Origin of the sequence: Plantibacter sp. H53, assembly GCF_001650455.1 — a bacterium.
Lineage (GTDB): Bacteria > Actinomycetota > Actinomycetes > Actinomycetales > Microbacteriaceae > Plantibacter > Plantibacter flavus_A.
Genome location: NZ_LWCT01000001.1, coordinates 51,517 through 72,908, shown reverse-complemented (window position 1 = coordinate 72,908; position 21,392 = coordinate 51,517). Strand labels below are relative to the sequence as shown.

Here is a 21,392-nt window from a genome sequence, read left to right as displayed (position 1 = left end):
ATCGGGTCAGCAGAACGACGAGGGTCCACCCCAGCCGCCGACCCAGGCCGCCACCCGGGGGTCAGGCCGGAGCCGCTGGACGCCGTCAGCGACGAGCTGCTGGGTCTCGAAGGCGGCGGACGTCGCCCAACGTTCCTCACGCCGCCTGGCCCGCCGGGATCGCAGGCGGCCGAGTGACGCGCCGTCCGGGTCGACGAGCTCGACGGTGCCCACGTCTCCGGTGCCGAGGCGGTCGACGAGACCGACGATCCACCTCGGGTCGAGGATCACGATCGGGCGGTCGAACTCCCATGTCACGCGGGCGTCGACTCCAGCTGCTCCACTGAGGACGCGCGGGTCTTCCCCGAGCTCCTCAGCTCCGCCGTCCTCGAGGACCAATCGAGCCTGCGGGAAGGCTGCGAAGAGCGAGTCCGCCGCGACGAACCGAGCGGCCGCCGTGTGGTCGCCCCGCAGCCGCACGACGAGATCGACCGCGGCCGACCACAGCGCCCGCGGCGCGGACCCCGACACGGGGATCGACGAGAAGAGCCGCATGGTCTGGGCGTTCGCGCGGTCCATGCCTGAGCCGTCCCGCTCCGCCCACTCGGGGCCGTCGTGCCAAGCCACCGCGGCCGGGACATGGGCGAAGACCGCTCCCGCCTGCCACATGCGGTGCGCCCACTCCCAGTCCTCCCCGCCGTACGAGGTGAACGACTCGTCGAATCCGCCGACCTCGTCGAACAAGCTCCGCGAGCAGGCGATGACCGCGCCGATCATGAACCGATAGGACCTATCGTCCGCGTCGCGCAGATCCCGACTGCGCGCGTACGCCTCGGCGAGCCATGCCGGTTCGGCGAGCTCACGGCCGGCGGCCGCCTCGACGGCCGGAGCCTCGAGGGCGACCCCGGTGAAGTCGGCATGGCGACGCCGCCCCACCGTGACCGCCTCGGGCAGCAGGGCGGGCAGCCGCGTGAGCGCGCGCACGTATCCCGGCTCGGGGACCGTGTCGGCATCGAGGAAGCACAGCACCTCGCCGCTGCTCGCCCGCACGCCCAGATTGCGGACGGCGGCGAGCCGGAACCCCTGGTCCTCCTGCCGGACGAGGATCACGTCGTCCGGAACCGACACGTCACCAGGGGAACCGTCGTCGGCGACGATCACCTCCAGGAGGTGACGCGGGTAGTCCTGCGCGCCGATGGCGTGCAGGGTCCGGAGCAGCTCACCGGGCTGGTCGTAGTGCGCGACGATCACCGAGACGCGCGGCAGCGGATCAGGATGGACGTCGTCGAGCGTGTCCCACCGGTTGCCGACGACCCACGGCTGCGCACTCCCGTTCACGCGTTGCGCCACACGGAGAGCAGGGCCGCGAGCCGGTCGACGGCGACGACGACGAACTCGGGGTGGGACGCGTACCAATCGGTGTGGGCGGCACGCACCTCGACGTCGTCGACCTCGACACCCTCGATGATCCAGTGGTCGCGGGGCTCGTCCGGCAGGGCCCAGGCGTCGACGACCTCTGGTGCGATGGGTGCTCGCACCGCGTTGAGCAGGGGGCGTCCGGGGTCGGTGACGTCACCAGGGGCCCCCAGGGCCTCGAGGATGCGGGCGCCGAGCGGCAGCCAGATCGCGTTTCCCGGGTGGTTGACGGTGCGCGCGTGGTCGGCGGTGACCGCGTCGAAGAGGTCGGACACCGGCACGTCGGTCGCGGCCTCGCGTCGCCGCAGTTCCTCGACGGAGGCTCGGCCGATCGCGCGCACGGCGTCCGGCTGGAGGGCAGGCACGACGGGGATGCCTGCGGCGGCCGCGAGCGTCCGGACGTCGTGGTACGCCACGAGCGGCGGGTTCTCCTCGACGCCGGGGACCCGGACGGCGGCCTGGAACGGATGCAACCCCCCGAACCGCACCGGAGTCACCGTCAGCACGCTCGCGCTCGTGGCGGCGGCGACCTGTCGTGTGCCGAGCGGCAGTCCGTGGTAGTCGTCCCGCACGGGTTGCGACACCACGGTGTGCGCCGCCCCCACCACCTCGTGCAGCCGCTCCGCGTCCTCGGCGGTCATCTCGTGCACGGCCGGAACGCGCACGAACCGGCGGTCCGGCGCATCCATCACGGTGCGCAGGGATTCAGCCTGGCAGTTGCCGAGCACCACCCCGAACTCCGTCGGCAACGGTGCGAGGCCGTAGAACTCCGCGTAGTGCCTGCGGCGTGCCTCCACCGGCGACCCGGCGGGCGCAGCGGTCGTGCCCGGTTCGAGGGTGTGGCTCATGCGTCGACGCTATACCGTCGTCGTGCCTACCATCGATCTCGCGCATCGGGTTGACGACAGGCGTTCACCCTGCAGTGTGAGAAGGAATCAGGCATGCACACACCACGGAACATCCGGAACGTCCTGGTCGCGATGGGGGTCGCCGCCGTCGCGGTCCCCCTGCTCGTCTCCTCCCCCGCCACCGCAGCGGGCCTCCCCATCGAGGGATACCTGATGACCGGGTCAGGGGCGAAGTACATCGCCCCGAGTGCCTCGGCACTCTCGCTCGTCGGCATCGACGGCGTCAACCTGACCTCGACCGGCGCAGCGGTCACGGCGACACCGCCGGAGGCCGCGGGTATGGTCACCGCGGCGAAGAGCAAGGGTCTCAAGACCGAGCTGCTGTTCGGCAACTTCGACGCGTCGATCGGCGACTTCTCCCCGGCCATCGCCACGAAGCTCCTCAGCAGCACGGTCAACCGGGAGGCCGTCGTCACCTCGCTCGTCTCCAAGGTCGCGCAGGGCGGGTTCGACGGAGTGCAGATCGACCTCGAGTCACTGAACAGCTCCCACAAGGCCGGTCTCACGAAGTTCCTCGCCGAACTGCGCGCCGCACTGCCGTCAGCGTCGACCATCTCGATGGCGCTCATGGCCACCGACACCGCCGCGGGCTACGCCGACGAGGGGTACGACATGAGTGCGCTGAACGCGTCCGTGGGGCGGTTCGTGTTGATGGCCTACGACCAGCACGGACCGACCTGGACCGATGCGGGCCCCGTCGGCGGCACGCCCTGGGTCAAGAGCGTGCTGACGGCATTCATTGCGACCGGTGTCCCGAAGAGCAAGATCGACCTCGGTGTCGCCGAATACGCGCACACCTGGCCGGGTGACGGGACCGACGGCGTGCAGCTGACCGTCGCCGAGGCGAGAGCGAAAGCAGGCAATCGTGCGACGTGGGACGCGACGCAGCAGGAGTGGACGGCGACACTCGCGGACGGCACGGTCATCTGGTGGTCCGACGCCAAGACCCTCGGTCTCCGGAAGACCTACGCCACCCGACAGGGTGTGCACGGCCTCGCCGTGTGGGAGCTGAGTCTCGGTGATCCGATCAGCTGAGTCGCGCCAGCCTCGAGCCCGTCGAACGCCGCGTCGGAATCGGTTCAGGCGGTGACGACCGCGATGACGAGCAGCACGACGGTCACCGCGAGCACCCCCAGGGTCACGGCCCGCGTTCGGCTCCGGTGCGCCGGCGGCACCGCCAGCGGTAAGGAGACTGCCACTACCAGTCCGGCGAAGAGTGCAATCGGGGTTCCGAAGAGCAGGCTGTAGCCGTGGACGTCGCGATCGTCCCAGCCGAACCGGCTCGACACCACCATCCGGATCGCCAGCAGGAAGACGATCGCGGCTGCGGCGGCGACGACACCGGCGATCACCCGGAGGACGAGACGTGTCCGGGTGGTCGCCCGCCGTGCGTGCGGGTGGGCCATACGGCCACCCTAGAGCGGAAGCCGAGGCGTCGGCCAGACCGACGGGGGCGGTCGGTCTGCTCAGAGCGCCTGAAGCCGCACCCGTCTTCGGATCAGATGACCTCCGCCGACCGACTGCGCGCGGCGTAGACGGCGGGGGTCACGGAGAACCGGGTCCGGAACGCCCCGATGAAGCTGCTCACCGACTCGTAGCCGACCGCGGGTGCGACGTCCTGCACGGCGGCACCCCGTCCGAGCATTCCCGCGGCAGCATGCAGACGCACGCGGACCCGCCACTCGCGGAAGGTGCACCCCGTGCCGTCCACGAACGCCCTGCCGATCGTCTTCGAGCTGACACCCGCCGCCGAGGCCCAGTCGTCGAGCCCGCGCGGGTCGGCGGGGTCCGCCATCAGGGCCGAAGCGATGGCACGCGCGCGCGGTTCACGGGGCATGGCCAACGCCTCGTCGTCGCGAGCCGCAGCCGAGAGCAGGTCGATCAGGAGCGACCAGCATCGCCACCGCCGGCGCCCGGTCGGGTCGGCGTCGAGCAGGTGCCTCAGCAGCGCTCCCGACAGGTCGTCGACCCGGACGGTCCGTGCGCCGTTCCATCGTCCACCCTGGGGGCGCAGTATCGGGTCGGCATAGACGCTGATGAGCTCTCCTGGCTCGCTGAAGCTCATCTCGTGCACCATCCCCGCGGGGATCCAGGCGAGGTGCTCTCGCCGCAGTCGCCGTCGATCGCCGAGGACCGACACCTCCATCGCGCCGGAGTTCATCCACGCGAGTTGGTCCTCGCGGTGCGAGTGCTCGTCGAACCGTGTCGTCGCGTCGACCCGCGAGCGGGAAACCCGGAACTCGCCCGATGTCCCTTCGGCGTCATCCAGTGGGCCGAGGAGCTTGATCCCGCCGTCCGCGTGATCGCGACCAGACATACAGCTGTCTCCATTCGACAAGTCCTGTCCACTCAGCGCGATAGCGCGAAGCGATTAGGCAAGGCTAACCTGACTGTCGTCATCCCGCCAGCCGAACCGATGAAGGACCCAATGACCGTTCCGAAGCACCACCGCGCCCCGAGCGCGAGGACCGCTCGCCTGCTTGCCGCGATGAGCGCGCTCGCCCTCGTCGGCGTCGCGCTCTCCGCCTGCTCGAGCGCCTCCTCGACGACCGCCGAGAACCCGAACTACACGACCGAGCCGAGCGACTCGTTCCCGGTGACGATCGAGCACGAGTACGGCGAGACGGTCATCCCCTCGGAGCCGCAGCGGATCGTCGTGGTCGGACTGACCGAGCAGGACATCCTCCTCGAACTCGGTGTCACACCGATCGCGACGACGGAGTGGTACGGCGAGCAGCCGTATGCGGTGTGGCCGTGGGCGACGGAGCTCCTGGGCGATGCCGAGCCGACCGTCCTCACCACGACCGACGGGTTCGAGTACGAGAAGATCGCGTCGCTGCGGCCGGACCTGATCATCGGGACGAACGCCGGCATGACCGAGGAGAACTACGCGAAGCTCGCGGAGATCGCGCCGACCGTGACCAATGAGGAGGGTGCGGGGCTCTACTTCGCGGATTGGCGGGAGCAGACCAGGATGGTCGCCCAAGCCGTGGGTCGTTCAGCGGAGGGCGAGGCGCTCATCACGGGCGTCGACGAGGCCTACGCTGCGGCCGCGGCAGCGCACCCGGAGTTCGCGGGCCTCACGGCGACCTTCTCTCAGGGTGGGCCGTGGGACGGCAACCTGTGGGTCTACCCCGACGGCCTCAACACCGATTTTCTGACGGATCTCGGGTTCACGATCACGCCCGGGTTGCAGCAGTACGTCCCGAGCGAGGGCGGACAGGCTCAGATCGCCGCCGAGAACGTCGGTGTCATCGACGCTGACGTGATCGTCTTCGCGACTGAGTCCACGGATTCCGTTCAGGAAGTGCTGGGCTTCGGCACCACCTCGAGTCTGGACGCCGTGACCGGCGGACACGCGGTCTTCACCGACGGCGAGCTCGCCGGTGCGATCTACTTCCTCACCCCGCTCAGCCAGAAGTACGTCCTCGAGCAGCTGGTGCCGCGCCTGGTCGATGCCGTCGCCGGCACAGCTCCGCAGAGCGTCGACGGCTGACCCGTCGGTGACCTCGCGCACCCCTCGCGGGCGCCGTTCGCTGGGGCTCGGGATCGCGGTCGCGGCACTCGTGACCGCGATCCTGCTCAGCATCCTCGTGGGGTCCCACCCCGTGGGCCCGACCGACGTCTGGCGGGCACTCACGAGGCCCGATGGCTCCGTCACCGATCTGGTCGTCCTCGATCTGCGGATCCCCCGCACCGTGGCCGGACTCGTCGTCGGTGTCGGGCTCGGCGTCTCGGGCGCACTCATCCAGGGGCTCACCCGAAACCCCCTCGGTGATCCGGGGATCCTCGGTGTGGACGCGGGCGCGGCGCTCTTCGTCGCGATCGGTGTCCTGCTCGGCGCGCGCACGCCCGCGCAGTACCTGCCGTTCGCGTTCCTGGGAGCCCTGGTCGTGACAGCACTCGTCTACGTGATCGGCTCGGCAGGACGCGGTGGCGCGGATCCCGTCCGGCTGACCCTCGCCGGGGTCGCCCTTGCTGCGGTGCTCAGCGGCATCACGACCGCGATGATGCTCCTCGACCCGGTCACGTTCAGGCAGCTCCGCGGGTGGAACGCCGGGTCCTTCGTCGAGCGGGGCCTCGACGTCATCATGCCCGCACTCCCCTTCGTCGTCGCGGGCGTCGTCATCGCGCTGTTCAGTGCGCGATCGCTGAACGCCCTCGCGCTGGGCGACGATCTCGCCTCCTCACTCGGCACCCGCCTCGCGACCACCCGTGTGCTCGCCGTCGTCGCGATCACCCTGCTGGCGGGAGGGGCGACCGCGATCGCCGGACCGGTCGGCTTCGTGGGGCTCATGGTGCCGCACATCGCGCGGTGGATCGTCGGTCCCGACCAGCGGTGGATCGTGGCGTACTCGATCCTGATCGCGCCGTCTGTGCTGCTCACCTCTGACGTCATCGGTCGCGTGATCCTCTGGCCGAGTGACGTCCCTGTCGGGATCGTCACGGCGTTCATCGGTGCGCCCGTGTTGATCCACCTCGTGCGGCGCGCGAAGGCGAGCGCACTGTGAGTGGGGCCGAGACCGGACCGCGCACGGTCGTGTGGCGGAGGCGATCGCTCTCCGTCCGCGTCCGGCTGCGCACGATCGTCGTGTGCGGGGTGCTCGGTGTGGTCGCGCTCGCGTTGGTGTTGCTCGCGCTGTGTCTCGGCGACCTGCCACTCTCGGTCGGCGAGGTCGCGTCGGCGTTCCTCGGCGGGCCAGGCGGTCTGGTGCAGACGGTGGTGCTCGAGTGGCGCCTCCCGCGAGTCCTCGCCGCGCTGCTCTTCGGCGCCGCCCTCGGACTCTCCGGCGCGATCTTCCAGTCCCTCACCCGGAACCCGCTCGCGAGCCCCGACATCATCGGGCTCACCGCGGGATCGTACGCGGGCGGTCTCATCGTGATCATCGTGATCGGTGCGGGGGCCGGGTCGGCCGCCGTCGCGGGTGGCGCCATCGGCGGCGGGCTGATCGCCACAGCGCTGGTCTCCCTCCTCAGCTATCGCCGGGGCATCCAGGGCTTCCGTCTCATCGTCGTCGGCATCGGCGTCTCGGCCATGCTCGAGGCACTCAGCTCCTATCTCGTGCTGCGGGCGAAGCTCGAAGTCGCGATGCTCGCCACCGTGTGGGGTGCGGGCTCGTTGAACGCCGTCGGTTGGGCGCAGCTCCTCCCCGCCGCAGTCGTGATCATCGCCATCGCCATCGCCCTCGGTCCGCTCGGCGGATCACTCCGACAGCTCGAGCTCGGCGACGACGCGGCAAAGGCCCTCGGATCGCGGGTCGAACGTTCGCGGCTCGGTCTCGTGGCGTGCGCCGTCGCGCTCACGGCTGTCGTCACGGGCGCGGCCGGACCCATCGCGTTCGTCGCCCTCGCCGCCCCGCAGATCGCGCAGCGGATCACCCGCACCGCCGGCATCGCACTGGTGCCGTCCGCCCTACTCGGGGCCTTCATGCTGCTGGCATCCGACATCGTCGCGCAGCACCTGTTGCCGACATCGCTCCCCGTGGGTGTCGTCACCGTGATCGTGGGTGGCGGCTACCTCGTCTGGCTCCTCGTCCACGAGATCCGCAGGCGCTCGTGACCGTTCTGTCGTGTGGACCGGGGATACCCCCTCACCGCATCGATCGGCGGCCCTCTAGCCTGATGCCGAAGAGCCGACGCAGCCCACGCGACGGCGGAAACGAGGCACGATGTCGCTCCCTCCCGCCCCCGATCCCACTCGAACCAGGAAGCGCTTCATCCTCGCCGCCTTCAGCTTCGTCGCGCTGATGGCGTCCGGCGTCGGTGTGGTCGCCTGCTCGATCGGCCTCGCCGACACCGGCCATCCCGCCATGATCGTCGGGCTCGCCGGAAGCGTGCTCGGCATCGCCGCCGCCTTCGTCGTGATGTGGACGGCCCTGCGCTCCGAACGCTGATCACGCCAGGCACCTCGGCTGGTCTCCTGGAAACCCCGGGTCCGTCGGACGGCGGTCGCCCGGACCGACGGTGCCGCCGGAACGTTCAGGTCGGGAACAGCGAGGCTGATACGCTCTCGCAGGTCTGCGTTCGCGTCGCCACCCGGATCGTGACCGGGCTCCCGAGGCGTCGTCACGCGCGCAGCGGGGCGTGAGGAATCGCAATGAGCATGGAAAGCGCGGCTTGGAGCTCGCTGTACAAGATCTCGAGCGCCAAGGACGGCAAGCACGGGATCTCCCGCGCGTCCGTGCGTCGGATCATGACCTTCGCGGTGCCCTACCGCGCCAAGCTGCTGGTCTTCATCGCGCTCTCCGTCGCGGGAGCGTTCCTCGCGGTGGCGACGCCGGTCCTCGCCGGGCAGGTGGTCGACGTCATCGTCGCCCGGGGCGAGGTGGCAACGATCGTCCGGCTCGCGGTCGTCATCGCCCTCGTGGCCGTGGCGGACGCCGCCGTATCGCTGCTGACGCGATGGTACTCGGCTCGGATCGGCGAGGGGGTTATCCTCGACCTCCGCACAGCCGTGTTCAACCACGTCCAGAAGATGCCGATCGCCTTCTTCACCCGGACCCGGACGGGCGCCCTCGTGAGTCGCCTCAACAACGACGTGATCGGCGCTCAGCAGGCCTTCAGCGGCACCCTGTCCGGCGTGATCACGAACCTCGTCGCCCTGATCCTCACCCTGATCGTCATGCTCAGCACCTCCTGGCTCGTGACGGTCCTCGCGGTGGTGATGCTCCCCGTCTTCCTGGTACCCGCGCGCCGTATGGGTGGCCGCCTCGCAGCGCTGCGTCGCGAAGCCGCCGACCACAACTCGGCCATGAGCACGCAGATGACCGAGCGCTTCTCGGCTCCCGGCGCCACGCTCGTCAAGCTGTTCGGCCGACCGGACCAGGAGGCCGAGGAGTTCCGTGTCCGCGCCGCCCGCGTCCGCGACATCGGTGTCCGGACGGCGATGCTGCAGTTCGTCTTCGTCACCGCGCTGATGCTCGTCTCCGCCCTCGCGCTCGCCCTCGTCTACGGCCTCGGCGGCTCCCTCGCCCTCGCCGGGCAGCTGGACACCGGTGAGGTGGTCACCCTGGCGCTCCTGCTCACCCGCCTCTACGCACCGCTGACCGGCCTCGCGAACGCCCGGGTGGAGATCATGAGCGCGGTGGTCAGCTTCGAGCGCGTCTTCGAGGTGCTCGACCTCGAACCGCTCATCCAGGAGAAGCCCGACGCCGTCACCGTCTCCGAGGGTCCGGTGTCCGTGGAGTTCGACGACGTCCGCTTCGCCTACCCCTCCGCGGACAAGGTGTCCCTCGCCTCCCTTGAGGAGGTCTCCACGCTGGACACCCGCGGCGGCGAAGAGGTGCTGCACGGTGTCTCCTTCCGGATCGAGCCGGGCCAGACCGTCGCCCTCGTCGGGACGTCCGGAGCAGGCAAGTCCACGATCGCGCAACTCCTCTCGCGGCTGTATGACGTCGACGAGGGCGCCGTGCGCCTCGCCGGGACGGACGTCCGCGACATCGCCTTCGCCTCCATGCGGCACACCCTGGGCATGGTGACCCAGGACGGCCACCTGTTCCATGAGACCATCCGCTCCAACCTGCGACTCGCGCGTCCGGAGGCGTCCGAGGACGAGGTGTGGGACGCCGTCAGCCGCGCGCGGCTCGAGCCGCTCATCCGGTCCCTGCCGGACCAGCTGGACACCATGGTGGGCGAGCGAGGCTACCGACTCTCCGGTGGTGAACGCCAACGGATGACCATCGCGCGACTGCTCCTCGCTCAGCCGCGCGTCGTCATCCTCGACGAGGCGACAGCGGCACTGGACTCGACCTCGGAGGCGGCGGTGCAGGCCGCGCTCAGCGAGGCGCTCGAGGGACGCACGGCGATGGTCATCGCGCACCGGCTCTCGACCATCCGCAGCGCGGACCTGATCCTCGTGGTCGAGGACGGCTTGATCGTGGAGCGCGGGACGCACGACGAACTCCTGGCTGCCGGCGGGCGGTACGAAGAGCTGCACCGGACGCAGTTCGCCGTCCAGAAGAACCTGTCAGCGGATGAGGACACACCGAGCGGGACCTGACCGCGGTCGCTCCGCCCGAGCCCGCATGCGGCTCGCCTAACGGAGACGCCTGCGCAGGAGCAGGGCGGCGCCGCCCGCGAGCAGGCCGGCGGCGACGACGCCGGCTCCGCCGAGCTGCCAGCCCGTCAGCGCCAGGTCTCCGTCAGCGGAGGGTCGTGCTGCGGCCGACGGGCTCGGCGACGCGATCGCCCCTGCTCCAGGACCTCCCGAGGGCGGGCCAGCGGTCGAAGTGGCCGTCGGAGGGACCGGCTCGACTTGAGCGCCGGGAACCGACCAGGTTCCCGCGGCGAACGTGACGGGCAGGGTCGCCGCCGTGACCACCGACGACGGGATGCCTGACTCGAGGACGAGGCACTCGAGCGCGAGGGTCGCGTCGCCCTCTTCGACGCCGGCGTCCACGACCTCCTGGAACGAGATGGCCATCGGCACCTCGACCGGCTGCCCGGCGGCCACCGTGACGGTCGGAGACGTGACGACGGTGATTCCTCCCGCCGTCACGGAGAGGCGGGCGGCGTCGTCCGCATCGGCGGGGCAGCCCGCGGCGAGCAACGCGGAGCCGAACGACGGGACGGCGCGCGCGTCACCTGACGTGACCGCGGCGCCGGCGGTGTCGCGCAGCGTGAGCGGTGCCGGGGCCGAGGCGGCGACGGCAGCACCGGCGCCGGCGAGGCAGAGGACCGCGCTGACGCTGAGCGCTGCCGTGACGAGCAGAGCGCGCCCTGCAGCACGGAACGGAGAACGGCGGATGACGGGGACAGTGGAAGACATCGGGACCTTTGGTGGGTGCGGTGGGCCTCCGGGACGGGGATACCCGGCGACGCCAGGACTATCGCCCACGCACGTGAATGGGTTGTGAACGCCGGGTGTCGCCCACGGCACCGGCCGTTGGGCCGAGGTTCACCTCCGCTGCCTACGATCGGCGCGTCCGTCCGATGAAAGTGATGCCATGCCCTTCGACCCCCGCCCCGAGCAGCCCGCGCCCACCGGTGGCGCACCCTCCGTGACCGAGGAGCAGCGGGGCGCATCGGCCCGGTCCGGTCTCTCCCGCCGGTCCTTCCTGGGGGCATCCGTCGCTGCGACGGTCGCAGTGGGAGCGACCGCCCAAGGGCTCGGGAGCGCGGCCTCCGCCCAGGCCGCGCCGCTACCGTCCGCGTCGGCAGTCGTCGCCCCGGACGCAATCTCCTGGCTGGTGTTCGACCACCACGTGCACTCGGTCTACTCGCACGACGCCAAGTACCCGATGACGACGATCCTCGACCAGGCGCAGCGTTTCGCGGTCGACGCGATCGCCTTCACCGAACACAGCAACAAAGGACATGCCAACGTTGGCGGGGTGTTCAACGCGGCACGCGAGATCGACACCGCGCGGGCGGCTCGCCCCGACATGCTCGTGCTGCAGGGGCTCGAGTGGTACATCCCGGGAGCCGAGCACGCGACCGTGCTGATCGCGCCCGGGCCCCAGACGACCCTCGTGTTACGCCGCTTCGAACTCGACCACGACGGCAAGCTCAACGGATGGGAGAAACCGCGCCCCGGCACCGAAGACGCCGCCGAGTGGCTCGTGCACGCGACCGACGGTATAGCCTGGCTCGGCGCCCAGAAGCGTGCCGGCGTCATCGACGACGTGATCGTCCTCGCGAACCACCCGAGCCGCCTCGGCATCGACTCGCCCGGAGAACTCCGTGCCTGGCAGGACGCCGACCCAGAGGTGTTCGTCGGCATGGAGGGCGCTCCCGGCGCCCAGGCCGGAGCGATCGCCGCGAACGCGACCGAACGCTCGCGGCGCGGCGAGTACGAGAACACCGCCAGCGAATTCTCGTTCCCCGGCTACCCCGCGGAGGCCTATCTGACGCACGGTGGCTTCGACTGGACGACGGCCGTCGTCGGCGGGATGTGGGACTCGCTGCTGAGCGAGGGGCGGCGCTGGTGGATCACCACGAACAGCGATCTGCACCTCAAGGAGTCCGACGCCACACGCGTCGGCGACTTCCCGACCGGGCCGGGCTGGGAGGCCGGGGCAACCCTCGCGAACTTCAACCGCGCCGGCCGTCGACCCGACCCGATCGCCACGGACACACCCCAGAACGGCGCCGACTTCTGGCCGGGCGAGTTCAGTCGGACGCACGTCGGGGCCGTCGACCGGTCGTCCGCCTCCCTCCTCGACGCGATCCGCGCCGGCCGTGTCTGGGTCGACCACGGACACCTCGTCGCCGGACTCTCCGTCGTGCTCCGTGCCACCGACCAGCCGGAGACCGGCGTCACCCTGGGCGGGACCCTCACCGTCGCAAGCGGCACCGCCCTCGAGCTCGTGGTCGACGTCACGCCCACCACGACGCCCACCTCGCGGGGCACGACACCGAGACTCGCGCACCTCGACCTGATCCGCGGGCGTGTCACCGGGCCCGTCGCCGACCGTGACGAACAGCGCGCACCCGGCACCCGAGTCGTCGAAATGCTCGACGTCACCGACCGCAGCGATTCCCCGTTCCGTGTCGTGGTGCCGCTCGAGCCGGCCGCTGAGGACGGCTATGTCCGCCTTCGTGGCAGCGATGGCCAGGTGCACGGGGTCGGTCCGCTCGGCGCCGAGATCGACTCGCGGGCACCCCAGCCGTACCCGGTCTCCCCAGCTGACCCCTGGGCCGACACCTGGCTGTACACGAATCCGATCTTCATCAGCGTGACCTGAGACCGGTCGGAACCCGCCTGTGCTGGCGGCGCTGGGTCGACGGGTCCGGTGCTCGGCGAATACGCGAACGAGCTGCACGGCTTCACGAGGCAGTCCGAGAAACCCCTGACGTCTGGGACACGGCTCTTCGGTGGGCTCGCCGGGGTCGAACCGACGACATCCACGGTGTAAAGACTCCTGGATCGGACGGTTCTCCGTGTTTCCGGCCCTCAGCGCTTGCCCTGCTGAGCGCATCCGCGCGGCCCGCCCGGTCCCCCTCGATGTCCTCCGCGGTGGCGTTGCTGGTGAGGTCGTCTTGGTCGAGATCCACGGTGAGGACACAGAGCCTGGCGAGCACCGCGCGGCGTACGTGCTGGGACAACGTTGTGCTCCTGCCGACGCTCGCCACGGTCGTCTCAGCCAGAACGACGCAGGTCGCCCTGTCCGCCCAGGAACGGATGCAGAAGCTCGAGCAGCTCGCGCGGGCGATCGAGCGGGATGATGTGGCCGCTGTCCGGAAGGAGCCGCGCCTCCAGGTGATCCGTCAGCGGCTCGAGCTGAGCAGCCGTCGCTCCGGCCACGGTCCTGCCCCCGATGGCAAGTGTCGGCACCCGGAGCCGACGCGTTCTGACGGCTTGGGCAACTTGCGCCGCGTTGGCGGCGAGAGCGCGGTAGTGCTCGAAGGCGCTGCGGAGGGAGTGGCGTCCGCGATAGGCCTCGATGAAGGCGTCGCGGATCTCAGGCTCCACTCCGCGACCGTCATGGGTCCCCGTGCGGAGGAAGTACTCGATGTACTCGGACTCGTGTCCTTCGAGAACCGTCTCGGCGAGATCCGGGACAGCGTGGAAGCCGAACCACCACGGAGGGCCGCCTGGCACGAAGGCCTCGGCTCCTGGTAGGGCGCCGATCATGCCCTCCATGAGCACAAGACGATCCACCCGATCGGGGTTCTCGAGCGCGAGCATGAACGCAGGAGTCACAGCCGCGTCGATCGCGACCACCGCCGCATGGTCGACGTCGAGGGCGTCGAGGATGCAGAGCGCATCTCCCGCGAGGCTCCGCGCATCGTATCCGGACACCGCTCGCTCACTGTCGCCGAGCCCGCGCAGGTCGGGAGCGATCACGCGGTGCGTCTCGGCCAGAGTCGGGATGACCGCGCTCCAGACACGCCAAGTGTGCGGGAACCCATGGAGCAGCAGTACAGCCGGTCCCTCGCCTTCCGTGATCACGTGGAGGCGCGCTCCATCGGACTCGACTGTGGTGGACGTGGTCATGACACCTCATCTAGGTTTCTGTTGGAGACCATTTCACGATAGGAACATCTTCATGTCACCGGAAGACGGCACTCTCCGCTCACCTGGTTCCCCCGAGGGAACCGACCCGCTCGGCAGCCGAGGGGATCTCTTCGACCCCGCATGCCCCACCCGTCGGCTCCTGGACCGGATCGGCAGCAAGTGGACTGCGATGATCGTGATCCAGCTCCACGACGCCTCGCCAGAGGAGCTGCGCTTCTCCGAGTTGAAACGCCGAGCCGCCGGTGTCTCGCAAAAGATGCTGGCCCAGACCCTTCGATCGCTCGAGCAGGACACACTCGTCTCACGTCGTGTTGAGGCAACCACTCCGCCGCGGGTCCACTACCGTTTGACCGAGCTCGGCGAGTCTCTCTACCCGCCGATCGCGGCGCTCCGCGAGTGGGCCGAGTCGAACATGAGAACTATCGACAGGCCTGACGTCCGAGATCGTTGAGACCGACTTCGGTGGGCCGTTCAGCTCTCCATGTTGGCGTCATAGTCTTCGCCAGGGTGTCGAGCTTCGGATGTGGATTCATCATGCTTCCAGTTGTCTGCCCCCAGCCAGTCCTCGCACGCTGCCCGCAACGGTTGGCACCAGGACCAGCCGTCGCCCGCGCACTGGTGAGGTTGGTCGCGGCGTGTGCCGAGTAGCGACCATGAGTGATCTGCAGGTACGGCAAGCCCGAGACGACGAACACCGGTGTTTGGCTTCCGAGAGCGGGTGGATGCTGCCAGCATCAGGGCCGGCGACGCAGTCGATTGTCGGTATTCCCGTAGAAGCGGCTGATCAGGAGCGTCCCACCGGCGCCGTGCACGATGATGCTCCCGAGCACGACCAGGCACGCGGCGGCCAGCACGGGATACCCCTGATCGAGTGGGAGAGCGTTGAAGGCGATCAGTCCGAACACAATCGACGCCGCACCCCGGGGGCCCATGGTCGCGATGAAGAGCCGGTCGCGGGGCCGCAGTCGCGTGCCGAGTAGTGATACCCATACCGGAATGAAACGGCCGACCGTCAACGCGAAGAACGCGAGGAGCAGCGTGGGCCACCAGGTGTACGTCGCGCTGACAAGGGTGACTGCGGCGACCCCGAACGCAAGCCAGAGGAAGAGGTTCACCGTGGACGTGAGATCCTCCACGAAAGAGAGTTCGGGTTCCTCCTTCCAGCCTTTCCCACGCGCGAACCGGAACGCGATCCCACACACGAACGCGGCGACGAACCCGTTCGCACCGACCAGAAGCGCCAGCCCGAAGGTCGCCATCGGTAGAGCAGCGATACCAATCCTGATGCTCTGCTGATCCGCCCATCCCGCGCGGAGCACGACGCCGAAGGGCTTGCCGACTGCGGTGCCCACGATGCTCCCGACGATGATCGCGAGCAGCCCGGCAGGAGCCGCGCTGAGGAGCGCAGCAACAGCGTCTGTTCCGGGAGTCGTGGTGCTCGAGGCAAGCGCGAGCGCTCCCAGGAGGAGCGGGGCGACCAGGCCGTCGTTGTATCCGCTCTCGACACTCAGCCACCGTCGAACCTGGTTCGGGATCCTCTTGTCTCGCACGATGGACAGCTCCGGGGAGAAGTCAGCCGGGACGGAGATGCAGGCGATGGCGAGCACCGCGGCGGTTGACAGACCGAGCGGGAGGCTGAGTCCGAGCGCGACGACCATCGCGACCGACAGTGGTAGCGCGATGAACAGCAACCGCAGTGGCACCGGGCCGAACTGAGCGCGAATCGAACCGCGGACGTCGACCGCATCGACGAACAGCAGGAGCGCGAGGGCGATCTCCGCGAGATTGAGCGCCAGATGCGAATCGAAGAACTCGACGGATCCGTCGCCGATGAACAAACCGGTGACTGCGCCGATGACGACCATGATCATCGGGCCGTTCACCCAGATCGACTTGAGTTTTCGGTGGAGGACCGCCCACACGAGCGCTGCGAGGCTGAGAAGGACGATCATCGCTGCCATGACGCTCCTCTCAGGTGTCCTCCGGGACGACGACAGGCACAGTCTACGAAGGGAACAGTGGGCGAAGCCCGCCGCGGCGACAATCCTTATCCGAGACCTAGGAAGCAGCCCTACGGTGCTCACATGACACGGAAGAGACGGTGGATGTCCTGGGGCGCGGCCGGGTCGGTGGCTGCGGTCGTCGTGGTAGGCGTCATCGTGGCCTCGAGTTCGTCGGAGCAGGTGGACCAGGTACCCGCGGCTGCGACCGCTCGAGCGGAGCGGGCGACCATCACCGCGACGATCAACGGGAAGGGTGTGATCGCAGCGGCCAGCACCGCTTCCGCCGGATTCATCGACGGCGGTCGGGTGAACACGATCTCCGTCGCAGTCGGCCAGACGGTCGCAGCCGGGCAGGAACTCGCCACCGTCGACCCGGGCCCTGCGGACCTGGCGCTCGAGAAGGCCAACGGTGCCCTCGCCGCAGCCCAGAGTTCCCTGGATGCCGCCCGGCAGACCGCACAGGCCGCCGTCGATTCGCTCACGGCTGCGAAAACTGCTCTCGCCACACTCGCAGCCGACGCGCCGGAGCGCCAGAGCACGGAGGCGACCGTTCGGGACCTCACCGCGCAGGGGCCCTCGCAGCGCGATGCCGTCGCGCAGGCAGAGAAGGTTCGCGACGATGCTCGCCGTGACGTGGCTGCAGCGCAGACCGCGCGCGACCAGACCACGCTGCTCGCCCCGATCGCGGGTGTCGTCACCGCGGTCAACGGCACGGTCGGGACGATCCTTTCGGGCGGTCAGTCGTCGCAGGCCACCAGCGACGGCGCGAACGCAGCGTCGGCGGCCGTGTCGGCGGGACTCGTCTCGATCTCCGACGTGTCGAGCCTCCGGGTGACCGCGTCGATCCCAGAGGCCGACATCGCGTCAGTGGCCGTCGGGCAGACCGCCACGGTCACCTTGCCGGTCAAGGGCACCGAGCCCATCGCCGGCACGGTCATCGCCGTGGCTCCGACACCACAGAGCAGCACCGACGGTGTCGTGACGTACGCGGTCACGATCCAACTTGCGGCGACTCCGCCGGGGGTGAGACTTGGACAGACCGCGATCGTGGCCGTCACGGTCGCCACAGCGGAGAACGCGACGGTCGTCCCGGCGGAAGCCGCACAGCTCTCATCGACGACCACGGGAACGGTCGAGGTCCGAAGCACATCCGGCAAGACGAAGACCGTCGATGTGACCATCGGCATCACCACACCGACACAGGTCCAGATCGTCGCGGGGCTCGAACCCGGTGACACGGTGCAGTTCACCACCCCCACCGCACAACCGGTGACCGGTGACGGAGTCGACGGTCAGATGCCTGACGGCGGCGACGGTTCGTTCGGCGGTCCGCAGTGAGGCCGGCCATCTCGCTCGAGGGGATCACCCGCCACCACCCCGGCCACGACGGCTCCGTCGTCCGCGCCCTGAACGGCATCGACCTCACCGTCCCGTCCGGTGAGTTCCTGGCGATCGTGGGCCCGTCCGGCGCCGGCAAGTCCAGCCTGCTCAACATCCTCGGCTGCCTCGACCGTCCCACGTCCGGTGAGCTCCGCATCAACGACCGGCTCGTCTCGACGATGCCCTCCGCAACCGTCGCCGACATCCGCAACGCTGAGATCGGTTTCGTGTTCCAATCGTTCAACCTCATCCCGGCGCTCACTGCGAGCGGCAACGTGGAGCTACCGATGGTCTACGCGGGGGTCGGGCGTCGTGAGCGCCGAGCACGTGCGGGAGAGGCGCTGGATCGGGTGGGTCTTGCCGCCTACACCGAGCGCCATCCGAACCAGCTGTCCGGTGGCCAACAGCAGCGGGTGGCCGTGGCGCGGGCGATCATCAACGACCCCGCCTTCATCCTCGCCGACGAACCCACCGGGAACCTCGACTCCGAGTCGACGGAGGACGTCCTCGGCATCATCGAGGAGCTCCATCGCACGGGCTCGACCGTGGTCCTCATCACGCACGAGGACGACGTCGCCGCTCGCGCAGAGCGGATCGTGACGATGCAGGACGGCCGGATCGCCTCAGACGAACGACGTCACCCGGCGCTCACCGAACAGGTCGGCACCCGATGAAGGCCGCTGATCTCCTCGGTGCCGCCTTCCGCGGCATCACCGGCAATCTGACGCGGTCGATGCTCACCGTCGTGATGATCGTCATCGGCGTCGGATCGGTCATCACACTCGTGGCGGTCGGGAACGGGGCGTCGAAACAGGTGAACGATCAGATCGCCGCGCTCGGCGCGTCGGCGATCACCGTCTCACCTGGGTTCTCGGACTCGGGACCGGGAGCGGCACTGCAGATCGAGGACGCCGACGCGGTCCGCTCGAGTCCTGTGGCGTCGAGCGTGTCGAGCGTTGCACCGCAGGTCTCCGCCGAAAAGCGGGCGGTCGCGGGGAACCGCTCGGTCTCACTCACCGTCGTCGGCACCACCGCGGACTACTTCTCGATCACGAACGCCGTGATGGGAGCAGGCCGGGCGCTGGCCGCATCCGATGCGGTGGGTGGCGGTGAGGTCACCGTCCTCGACGCACGATCCGCATCGGCGCTCTTCCCAGCCGGTGGCGCCATCGGGCAGACCGTCCTCGTCGGATCCACGCCGCTGCGCGTCGTCGGTGTGCTCGCCGAGGGAGGCGCAGCGCAGCAGATCTTCGGCTCAGGCCGCACGATCTACGCGCCGATCGACCGTGTCCGCGCCTCCATCACCGGATACGGCCAGTTGAGCGCTCTGACCGTCGGCGCGGTCTCACCGGCCGCCGTCGAACAAGCAGTCGCCGAGGTCCGTTCGGTCCTCGCCCTGCGACACCCGTCCGGGACTGGCGCCGGCGCATTCGACATCTCCACCCCGAACCAGCTCCGCGCGGCGCTCGGCGGTTCTGCAGCGAGCCTGGACGGGATGCTCGCAGGAGTCGCAGCGATCAGTCTGCTCGTGGGCGGTATCGGGGTGACCAACGTGATGCTGCTCACCGTTCGGGAACGGACCAGGGAGATCGGAATCCGGAAGGCCCTCGGAGCCCGACCGCTCTCCATCGCCGGACAGTTCATGATCGAGGCCACCGCACTGAGCGTCATCGGCGGCACGCTCGGGGTCGTAGCCGCGTTCATCGTGACCCGGGCTCCGATCAACGGCATCCCACCGGCCATCGAACCGGCCACGGTCCTGCTCGCGGCCGGCCTCTCGATCGGGATCGGGATCGTCTTCGGGACGTACCCCGCTGTCCGCGCCTCGAGGATGGACCCGGTGCGAGCGCTCCGCGTCGGCGTCTGAGAGCTGATTCACGCGGCGGGCGGTACCGCGGAGCTCGGACCGATGCGGAGGGAGGCGACCAGTTCCGCGTAGAGCGGACTGGTTGCGAGCAGCTCGTCATGCGTACCAGCTGCGGCCAGCGAGCCATGCTCCATCACCATGATGCGATCGGCGTCCATCACTGTGGAGAGGCGGTGGGCGATCGTGACGACCAGGCTGTCTCGGGCGATCAGCTCGACGACGTCGTGGATGGCCGCTTCGGTCAACCCGTCGAGCTGCGCCGTCGCCTCATCGAGCAGCAGGATGTCGGGCCGGCGCACGATCGCCCGCGCCACACCGATGCGCTGTCGTTGCCCTCCGGACAGGCTCGTCGTGCTCACGGGCTCATCGAGTCCCTGCGGGAACCCGGCGACCAGCTCGCGGAGACGGACCGCGTCCAGGGCCGCCCACAATTCGTCATCCGAGGCATCCGGGTATCGGTAGGCGAGGTTGTACCGCACGGTGCCGGCCAGGAGTGGTGTCTCCTGCTCGACGTAGGCGATTCGCTCACGCATCGAACTCAGTGACAGCGCAGCGGTGTCCGCGCCGTTGAGGAGGATTCGGCCGCTCTCGGGGCGATGGAAACCGAGGATGAGCGAGAAGAGGCTGGTCTTGCCAGCGCCGGACGGGCCGACGACGGCGAGCTGGCCGTGCCAGGGGAACGTCGCACTGAAGTCACGCACGGCCGGTGACGTGGCGCCTGGGTAGGTGTATCCGACGCTGTCGAAGACGAGAGCGTCTGGGCTCGCTCGGTGGGGGGAGACCGCACGCCCGGAAGCGGTGTCCTCCGCAGCGATGTCGTCGGTCTCGCGGATCCGAGCGGCCGCTGCAGCGCCTGCTTGCAGCTCGGCGACGTACATGGTGATCGAGCTGACCGGCTCGACCAGTTGGAACGCGTACAACAGGAATGCGACCAGCGTCGACACCTCCAGCGAACCGGCTCCGATCCTCCAGGCGCCGACTGAGAGGATGACGAGGATCGCGAACTGGATGCCGGTACCGGCGATCGTCCATGCCAGCGCCTCGGTGCGATTCGCCCGCTTGCCGTGCACCATCGCATCCTGAGCCTCGGCCAAGACGCGAGCCTCTTCGGCGGACTCGGCGCCAGCAGCCTTCATCGTCCGGATGGCGCGCGCACCGCCCTCCAGGATGCCTCCCAACCGTCCGATCGACGCCTGGGCCAGACGTTGCGCCGCCCCGATCCGCGGCATGAGTCGGCCGGCGAAGACGCCGATGACCGCGATGCACCCGAGGGCGAGCAGGAACAGGGTCGGGTCGAGGACCGCCATGAGCACGAGACCGCCGATGAGGGCGATGGTCTGGTTCACGAGATTGACGAGGCTGCTCGAGGTGGCTTCCCGGAGCAGCACGGTGTCGGAGGTGACCCGGGTGACGACCTCTCCGGTCGGGCGGAACTGCAGATCGGCGATCCTTCCTCGGAAGAATCGGCCGACGAGCAGGGCCCGCACCGAGAAGACGATGTCCTCGGCGAGGTTGCCGAGCAGCACCGCCTGCGTGAATCCGAATCCGGCGCCGAGTACAACGAGGCCGAGGAGGAGGGCGATCGGCTCGACCATGCTCGCATCCGTGCCGATCGCGTCGAGGATCTGCTTGGTCACCAGCGGCGACGCCAGGGCCGCGGCTGTCGATCCGAGGCCGAGCGCGAAGCCGACCAGGAGCCGACCGCGATGTGGTCGGATGAATGACCACAGGATTCGGGCGTTCGGCCAGCGAGACACGATCATCGGGCACCACCGAGGCAACCGACTTCCAGATCCTGAAGTGCGGGCGGAACGACGACGGGACGTCGGATGGGCAGGTGCGGGGCTGTACTCATGGCAGACGCAGGCTACGAACGGCAC

19 protein-coding genes are annotated in these 21,392 nt (G+C 69.4%); 11 read left to right on the top strand and 8 right to left on the bottom strand.

The window, feature by feature from the left end:
- Window positions 1-6: 6 nt before the first annotated feature.
- Together A4X17_RS00330 and A4X17_RS00325 are read right to left on the bottom strand one after the other, a co-directional pair.
- The gene (locus tag A4X17_RS00330) at window positions 7-1,317 is read right to left on the bottom strand and encodes a glycosyltransferase family 2 protein (RefSeq protein WP_157583273.1); all 1,311 of its coding nucleotides are present in this window, start codon (window positions 1,315-1,317) and stop codon (window positions 7-9) included.
- Window positions 1,314-2,243 (bottom strand): WcbI family polysaccharide biosynthesis putative acetyltransferase, encoded by a 930-nt coding sequence (locus A4X17_RS00325; RefSeq protein WP_064293681.1) that lies wholly within the window; start codon window positions 2,241-2,243, stop codon window positions 1,314-1,316. The genes A4X17_RS00330 and A4X17_RS00325 overlap by 4 nt, the downstream gene beginning before the upstream one ends.
- Before the next feature lie 93 nt (window positions 2,244-2,336).
- On the opposite strand from A4X17_RS00325, the gene A4X17_RS00320 reads away from it, so the two are divergent.
- Complete coding sequence (locus tag A4X17_RS00320) at window positions 2,337-3,338, top strand: glycosyl hydrolase family 18 protein (protein ID WP_064293680.1); 1,002 nt, start codon at window positions 2,337-2,339, stop codon at window positions 3,336-3,338.
- A gap of 44 nt (window positions 3,339-3,382) precedes the next feature.
- Here the strand turns inward: A4X17_RS00320 and A4X17_RS00315 are convergent, their stop codons facing one another.
- Together A4X17_RS00315 and A4X17_RS00310 are read right to left on the bottom strand one after the other, a co-directional pair.
- Entirely contained in the window at window positions 3,383-3,709 is a 327-nt protein-coding gene (locus tag A4X17_RS00315) for a hypothetical protein (protein WP_064293679.1), read from the bottom strand.
- A gap of 92 nt (window positions 3,710-3,801) precedes the next feature.
- Complete coding sequence (locus A4X17_RS00310) at window positions 3,802-4,620, bottom strand: AraC family transcriptional regulator (protein ID WP_064293678.1); 819 nt, start codon at window positions 4,618-4,620, stop codon at window positions 3,802-3,804.
- 111 nt (window positions 4,621-4,731) lie between these two features.
- Between A4X17_RS00310 and A4X17_RS00305 the strand changes: the two genes are divergently transcribed.
- From A4X17_RS00305 to A4X17_RS00285, 5 genes are all read left to right on the top strand, one after another.
- Window positions 4,732-5,799 carry an ABC transporter substrate-binding protein gene (locus tag A4X17_RS00305; protein WP_064293677.1) on the top strand — a complete coding sequence of 356 codons (1,068 nt, stop codon included), beginning with the start codon at window positions 4,732-4,734 and terminating at the stop codon, window positions 5,797-5,799.
- Between the two features lie 7 nt (window positions 5,800-5,806).
- Window positions 5,807-6,814, top strand: a complete 1,008-nt coding sequence (locus tag A4X17_RS00300) for an iron chelate uptake ABC transporter family permease subunit (RefSeq protein ID WP_231884245.1) — start codon at window positions 5,807-5,809, stop codon at window positions 6,812-6,814.
- The gene (locus A4X17_RS00295) at window positions 6,811-7,863 is read left to right on the top strand and encodes an iron chelate uptake ABC transporter family permease subunit (protein WP_064293676.1); all 1,053 of its coding nucleotides are present in this window, start codon (window positions 6,811-6,813) and stop codon (window positions 7,861-7,863) included. The genes A4X17_RS00300 and A4X17_RS00295 overlap by 4 nt, the downstream gene beginning before the upstream one ends.
- A gap of 109 nt (window positions 7,864-7,972) precedes the next feature.
- The gene (locus tag A4X17_RS00290) at window positions 7,973-8,197 is read left to right on the top strand and encodes a hypothetical protein (RefSeq protein WP_064293675.1); all 225 of its coding nucleotides are present in this window, start codon (window positions 7,973-7,975) and stop codon (window positions 8,195-8,197) included.
- A 203-nt stretch (window positions 8,198-8,400) separates the two neighbouring features.
- Window positions 8,401-10,302 carry an ABC transporter ATP-binding protein gene (locus A4X17_RS00285; protein ID WP_064293674.1) on the top strand — a complete coding sequence of 634 codons (1,902 nt, stop codon included), beginning with the start codon at window positions 8,401-8,403 and terminating at the stop codon, window positions 10,300-10,302.
- A 36-nt stretch (window positions 10,303-10,338) separates the two neighbouring features.
- Here the strand turns inward: A4X17_RS00285 and A4X17_RS00280 are convergent, their stop codons facing one another.
- Window positions 10,339-11,070: a hypothetical protein gene (locus tag A4X17_RS00280; protein WP_064293673.1), complete on the bottom strand. Its 732-nt coding sequence runs from the start codon at window positions 11,068-11,070 to the stop codon at window positions 10,339-10,341.
- Between the two features lie 178 nt (window positions 11,071-11,248).
- Here A4X17_RS00280 and A4X17_RS00275 point away from each other — a divergent pair, with 178 nt between their 5' ends.
- Window positions 11,249-12,988 (top strand): PHP domain-containing protein, encoded by a 1,740-nt coding sequence (locus A4X17_RS00275; protein WP_064293672.1) that lies wholly within the window; start codon window positions 11,249-11,251, stop codon window positions 12,986-12,988.
- Window positions 12,989-13,383: 395 nt separating this feature from the next.
- Here the strand turns inward: A4X17_RS00275 and A4X17_RS00270 are convergent, their stop codons facing one another.
- Entirely contained in the window at window positions 13,384-14,241 is an 858-nt protein-coding gene (locus A4X17_RS00270; RefSeq protein WP_064293671.1) for an alpha/beta fold hydrolase, read from the bottom strand.
- 52 nt (window positions 14,242-14,293) lie between these two features.
- Between A4X17_RS00270 and A4X17_RS00265 the strand changes: the two genes are divergently transcribed.
- Window positions 14,294-14,713: a helix-turn-helix domain-containing protein gene (locus A4X17_RS00265; protein ID WP_064293670.1), complete on the top strand. Its 420-nt coding sequence runs from the start codon at window positions 14,294-14,296 to the stop codon at window positions 14,711-14,713.
- 283 nt (window positions 14,714-14,996) lie between these two features.
- Here the strand turns inward: A4X17_RS00265 and A4X17_RS00260 are convergent, their stop codons facing one another.
- Window positions 14,997-16,223, bottom strand: a complete 1,227-nt coding sequence (locus A4X17_RS00260) for a cation:proton antiporter (protein ID WP_064293669.1) — start codon at window positions 16,221-16,223, stop codon at window positions 14,997-14,999.
- A 123-nt stretch (window positions 16,224-16,346) separates the two neighbouring features.
- On the opposite strand from A4X17_RS00260, the gene A4X17_RS00255 reads away from it, so the two are divergent.
- The 3 genes from A4X17_RS00255 to A4X17_RS00245 are packed head-to-tail and all read left to right on the top strand — an operon-like array spanning window position 16,347 to window position 19,512.
- Entirely contained in the window at window positions 16,347-17,603 is a 1,257-nt protein-coding gene (locus A4X17_RS00255) for an efflux RND transporter periplasmic adaptor subunit (protein ID WP_082915808.1), read from the top strand.
- Window positions 17,600-18,319: an ABC transporter ATP-binding protein gene (locus A4X17_RS00250; RefSeq protein WP_064293667.1), complete on the top strand. Its 720-nt coding sequence runs from the start codon at window positions 17,600-17,602 to the stop codon at window positions 18,317-18,319. Before A4X17_RS00255 ends, A4X17_RS00250 begins: the two co-directional genes overlap by 4 nt.
- Window positions 18,316-19,512 carry an ABC transporter permease gene (locus tag A4X17_RS00245; RefSeq protein ID WP_064293666.1) on the top strand — a complete coding sequence of 399 codons (1,197 nt, stop codon included), beginning with the start codon at window positions 18,316-18,318 and terminating at the stop codon, window positions 19,510-19,512. The genes A4X17_RS00250 and A4X17_RS00245 overlap by 4 nt, the downstream gene beginning before the upstream one ends.
- Before the next feature lie 8 nt (window positions 19,513-19,520).
- Here the strand turns inward: A4X17_RS00245 and A4X17_RS00240 are convergent, their stop codons facing one another.
- Window positions 19,521-21,392, bottom strand: a complete 1,872-nt coding sequence (locus A4X17_RS00240; protein ID WP_369808435.1) for an ABC transporter ATP-binding protein — start codon at window positions 21,390-21,392, stop codon at window positions 19,521-19,523.

Coding starts and splice junctions, on each gene's coding strand:
- A4X17_RS00325 (WP_064293681.1), bottom strand. CDS start 2,243: ATGAGCCACACCCTCGAACCGGGCACGACCGCTGCGCCCGCCGGGTCG.
- A4X17_RS00320 (WP_064293680.1), top strand. CDS start 2,337: ATGCACACACCACGGAACATCCGGAACGTCCTGGTCGCGATGGGGGTC.
- A4X17_RS00315 (WP_064293679.1), bottom strand. CDS start 3,709: ATGGCCCACCCGCACGCACGGCGGGCGACCACCCGGACACGTCTCGTC.
- A4X17_RS00310 (WP_064293678.1), bottom strand. CDS start 4,620: ATGTCTGGTCGCGATCACGCGGACGGCGGGATCAAGCTCCTCGGCCCA.
- A4X17_RS00305 (WP_064293677.1), top strand. CDS start 4,732: ATGACCGTTCCGAAGCACCACCGCGCCCCGAGCGCGAGGACCGCTCGC.
- A4X17_RS00290 (WP_064293675.1), top strand. CDS start 7,973: ATGTCGCTCCCTCCCGCCCCCGATCCCACTCGAACCAGGAAGCGCTTC.
- A4X17_RS00285 (WP_064293674.1), top strand. CDS start 8,401: ATGAGCATGGAAAGCGCGGCTTGGAGCTCGCTGTACAAGATCTCGAGC.
- A4X17_RS00280 (WP_064293673.1), bottom strand. CDS start 11,070: ATGTCTTCCACTGTCCCCGTCATCCGCCGTTCTCCGTTCCGTGCTGCA.
- A4X17_RS00275 (WP_064293672.1), top strand. CDS start 11,249: ATGCCCTTCGACCCCCGCCCCGAGCAGCCCGCGCCCACCGGTGGCGCA.
- A4X17_RS00270 (WP_064293671.1), bottom strand. CDS start 14,241: ATGACCACGTCCACCACAGTCGAGTCCGATGGAGCGCGCCTCCACGTG.
- A4X17_RS00265 (WP_064293670.1), top strand. CDS start 14,294: ATGTCACCGGAAGACGGCACTCTCCGCTCACCTGGTTCCCCCGAGGGA.
- A4X17_RS00260 (WP_064293669.1), bottom strand. CDS start 16,223: ATGGCAGCGATGATCGTCCTTCTCAGCCTCGCAGCGCTCGTGTGGGCG.
- A4X17_RS00255 (WP_082915808.1), top strand. CDS start 16,347: ATGACACGGAAGAGACGGTGGATGTCCTGGGGCGCGGCCGGGTCGGTG.
- A4X17_RS00245 (WP_064293666.1), top strand. CDS start 18,316: ATGAAGGCCGCTGATCTCCTCGGTGCCGCCTTCCGCGGCATCACCGGC.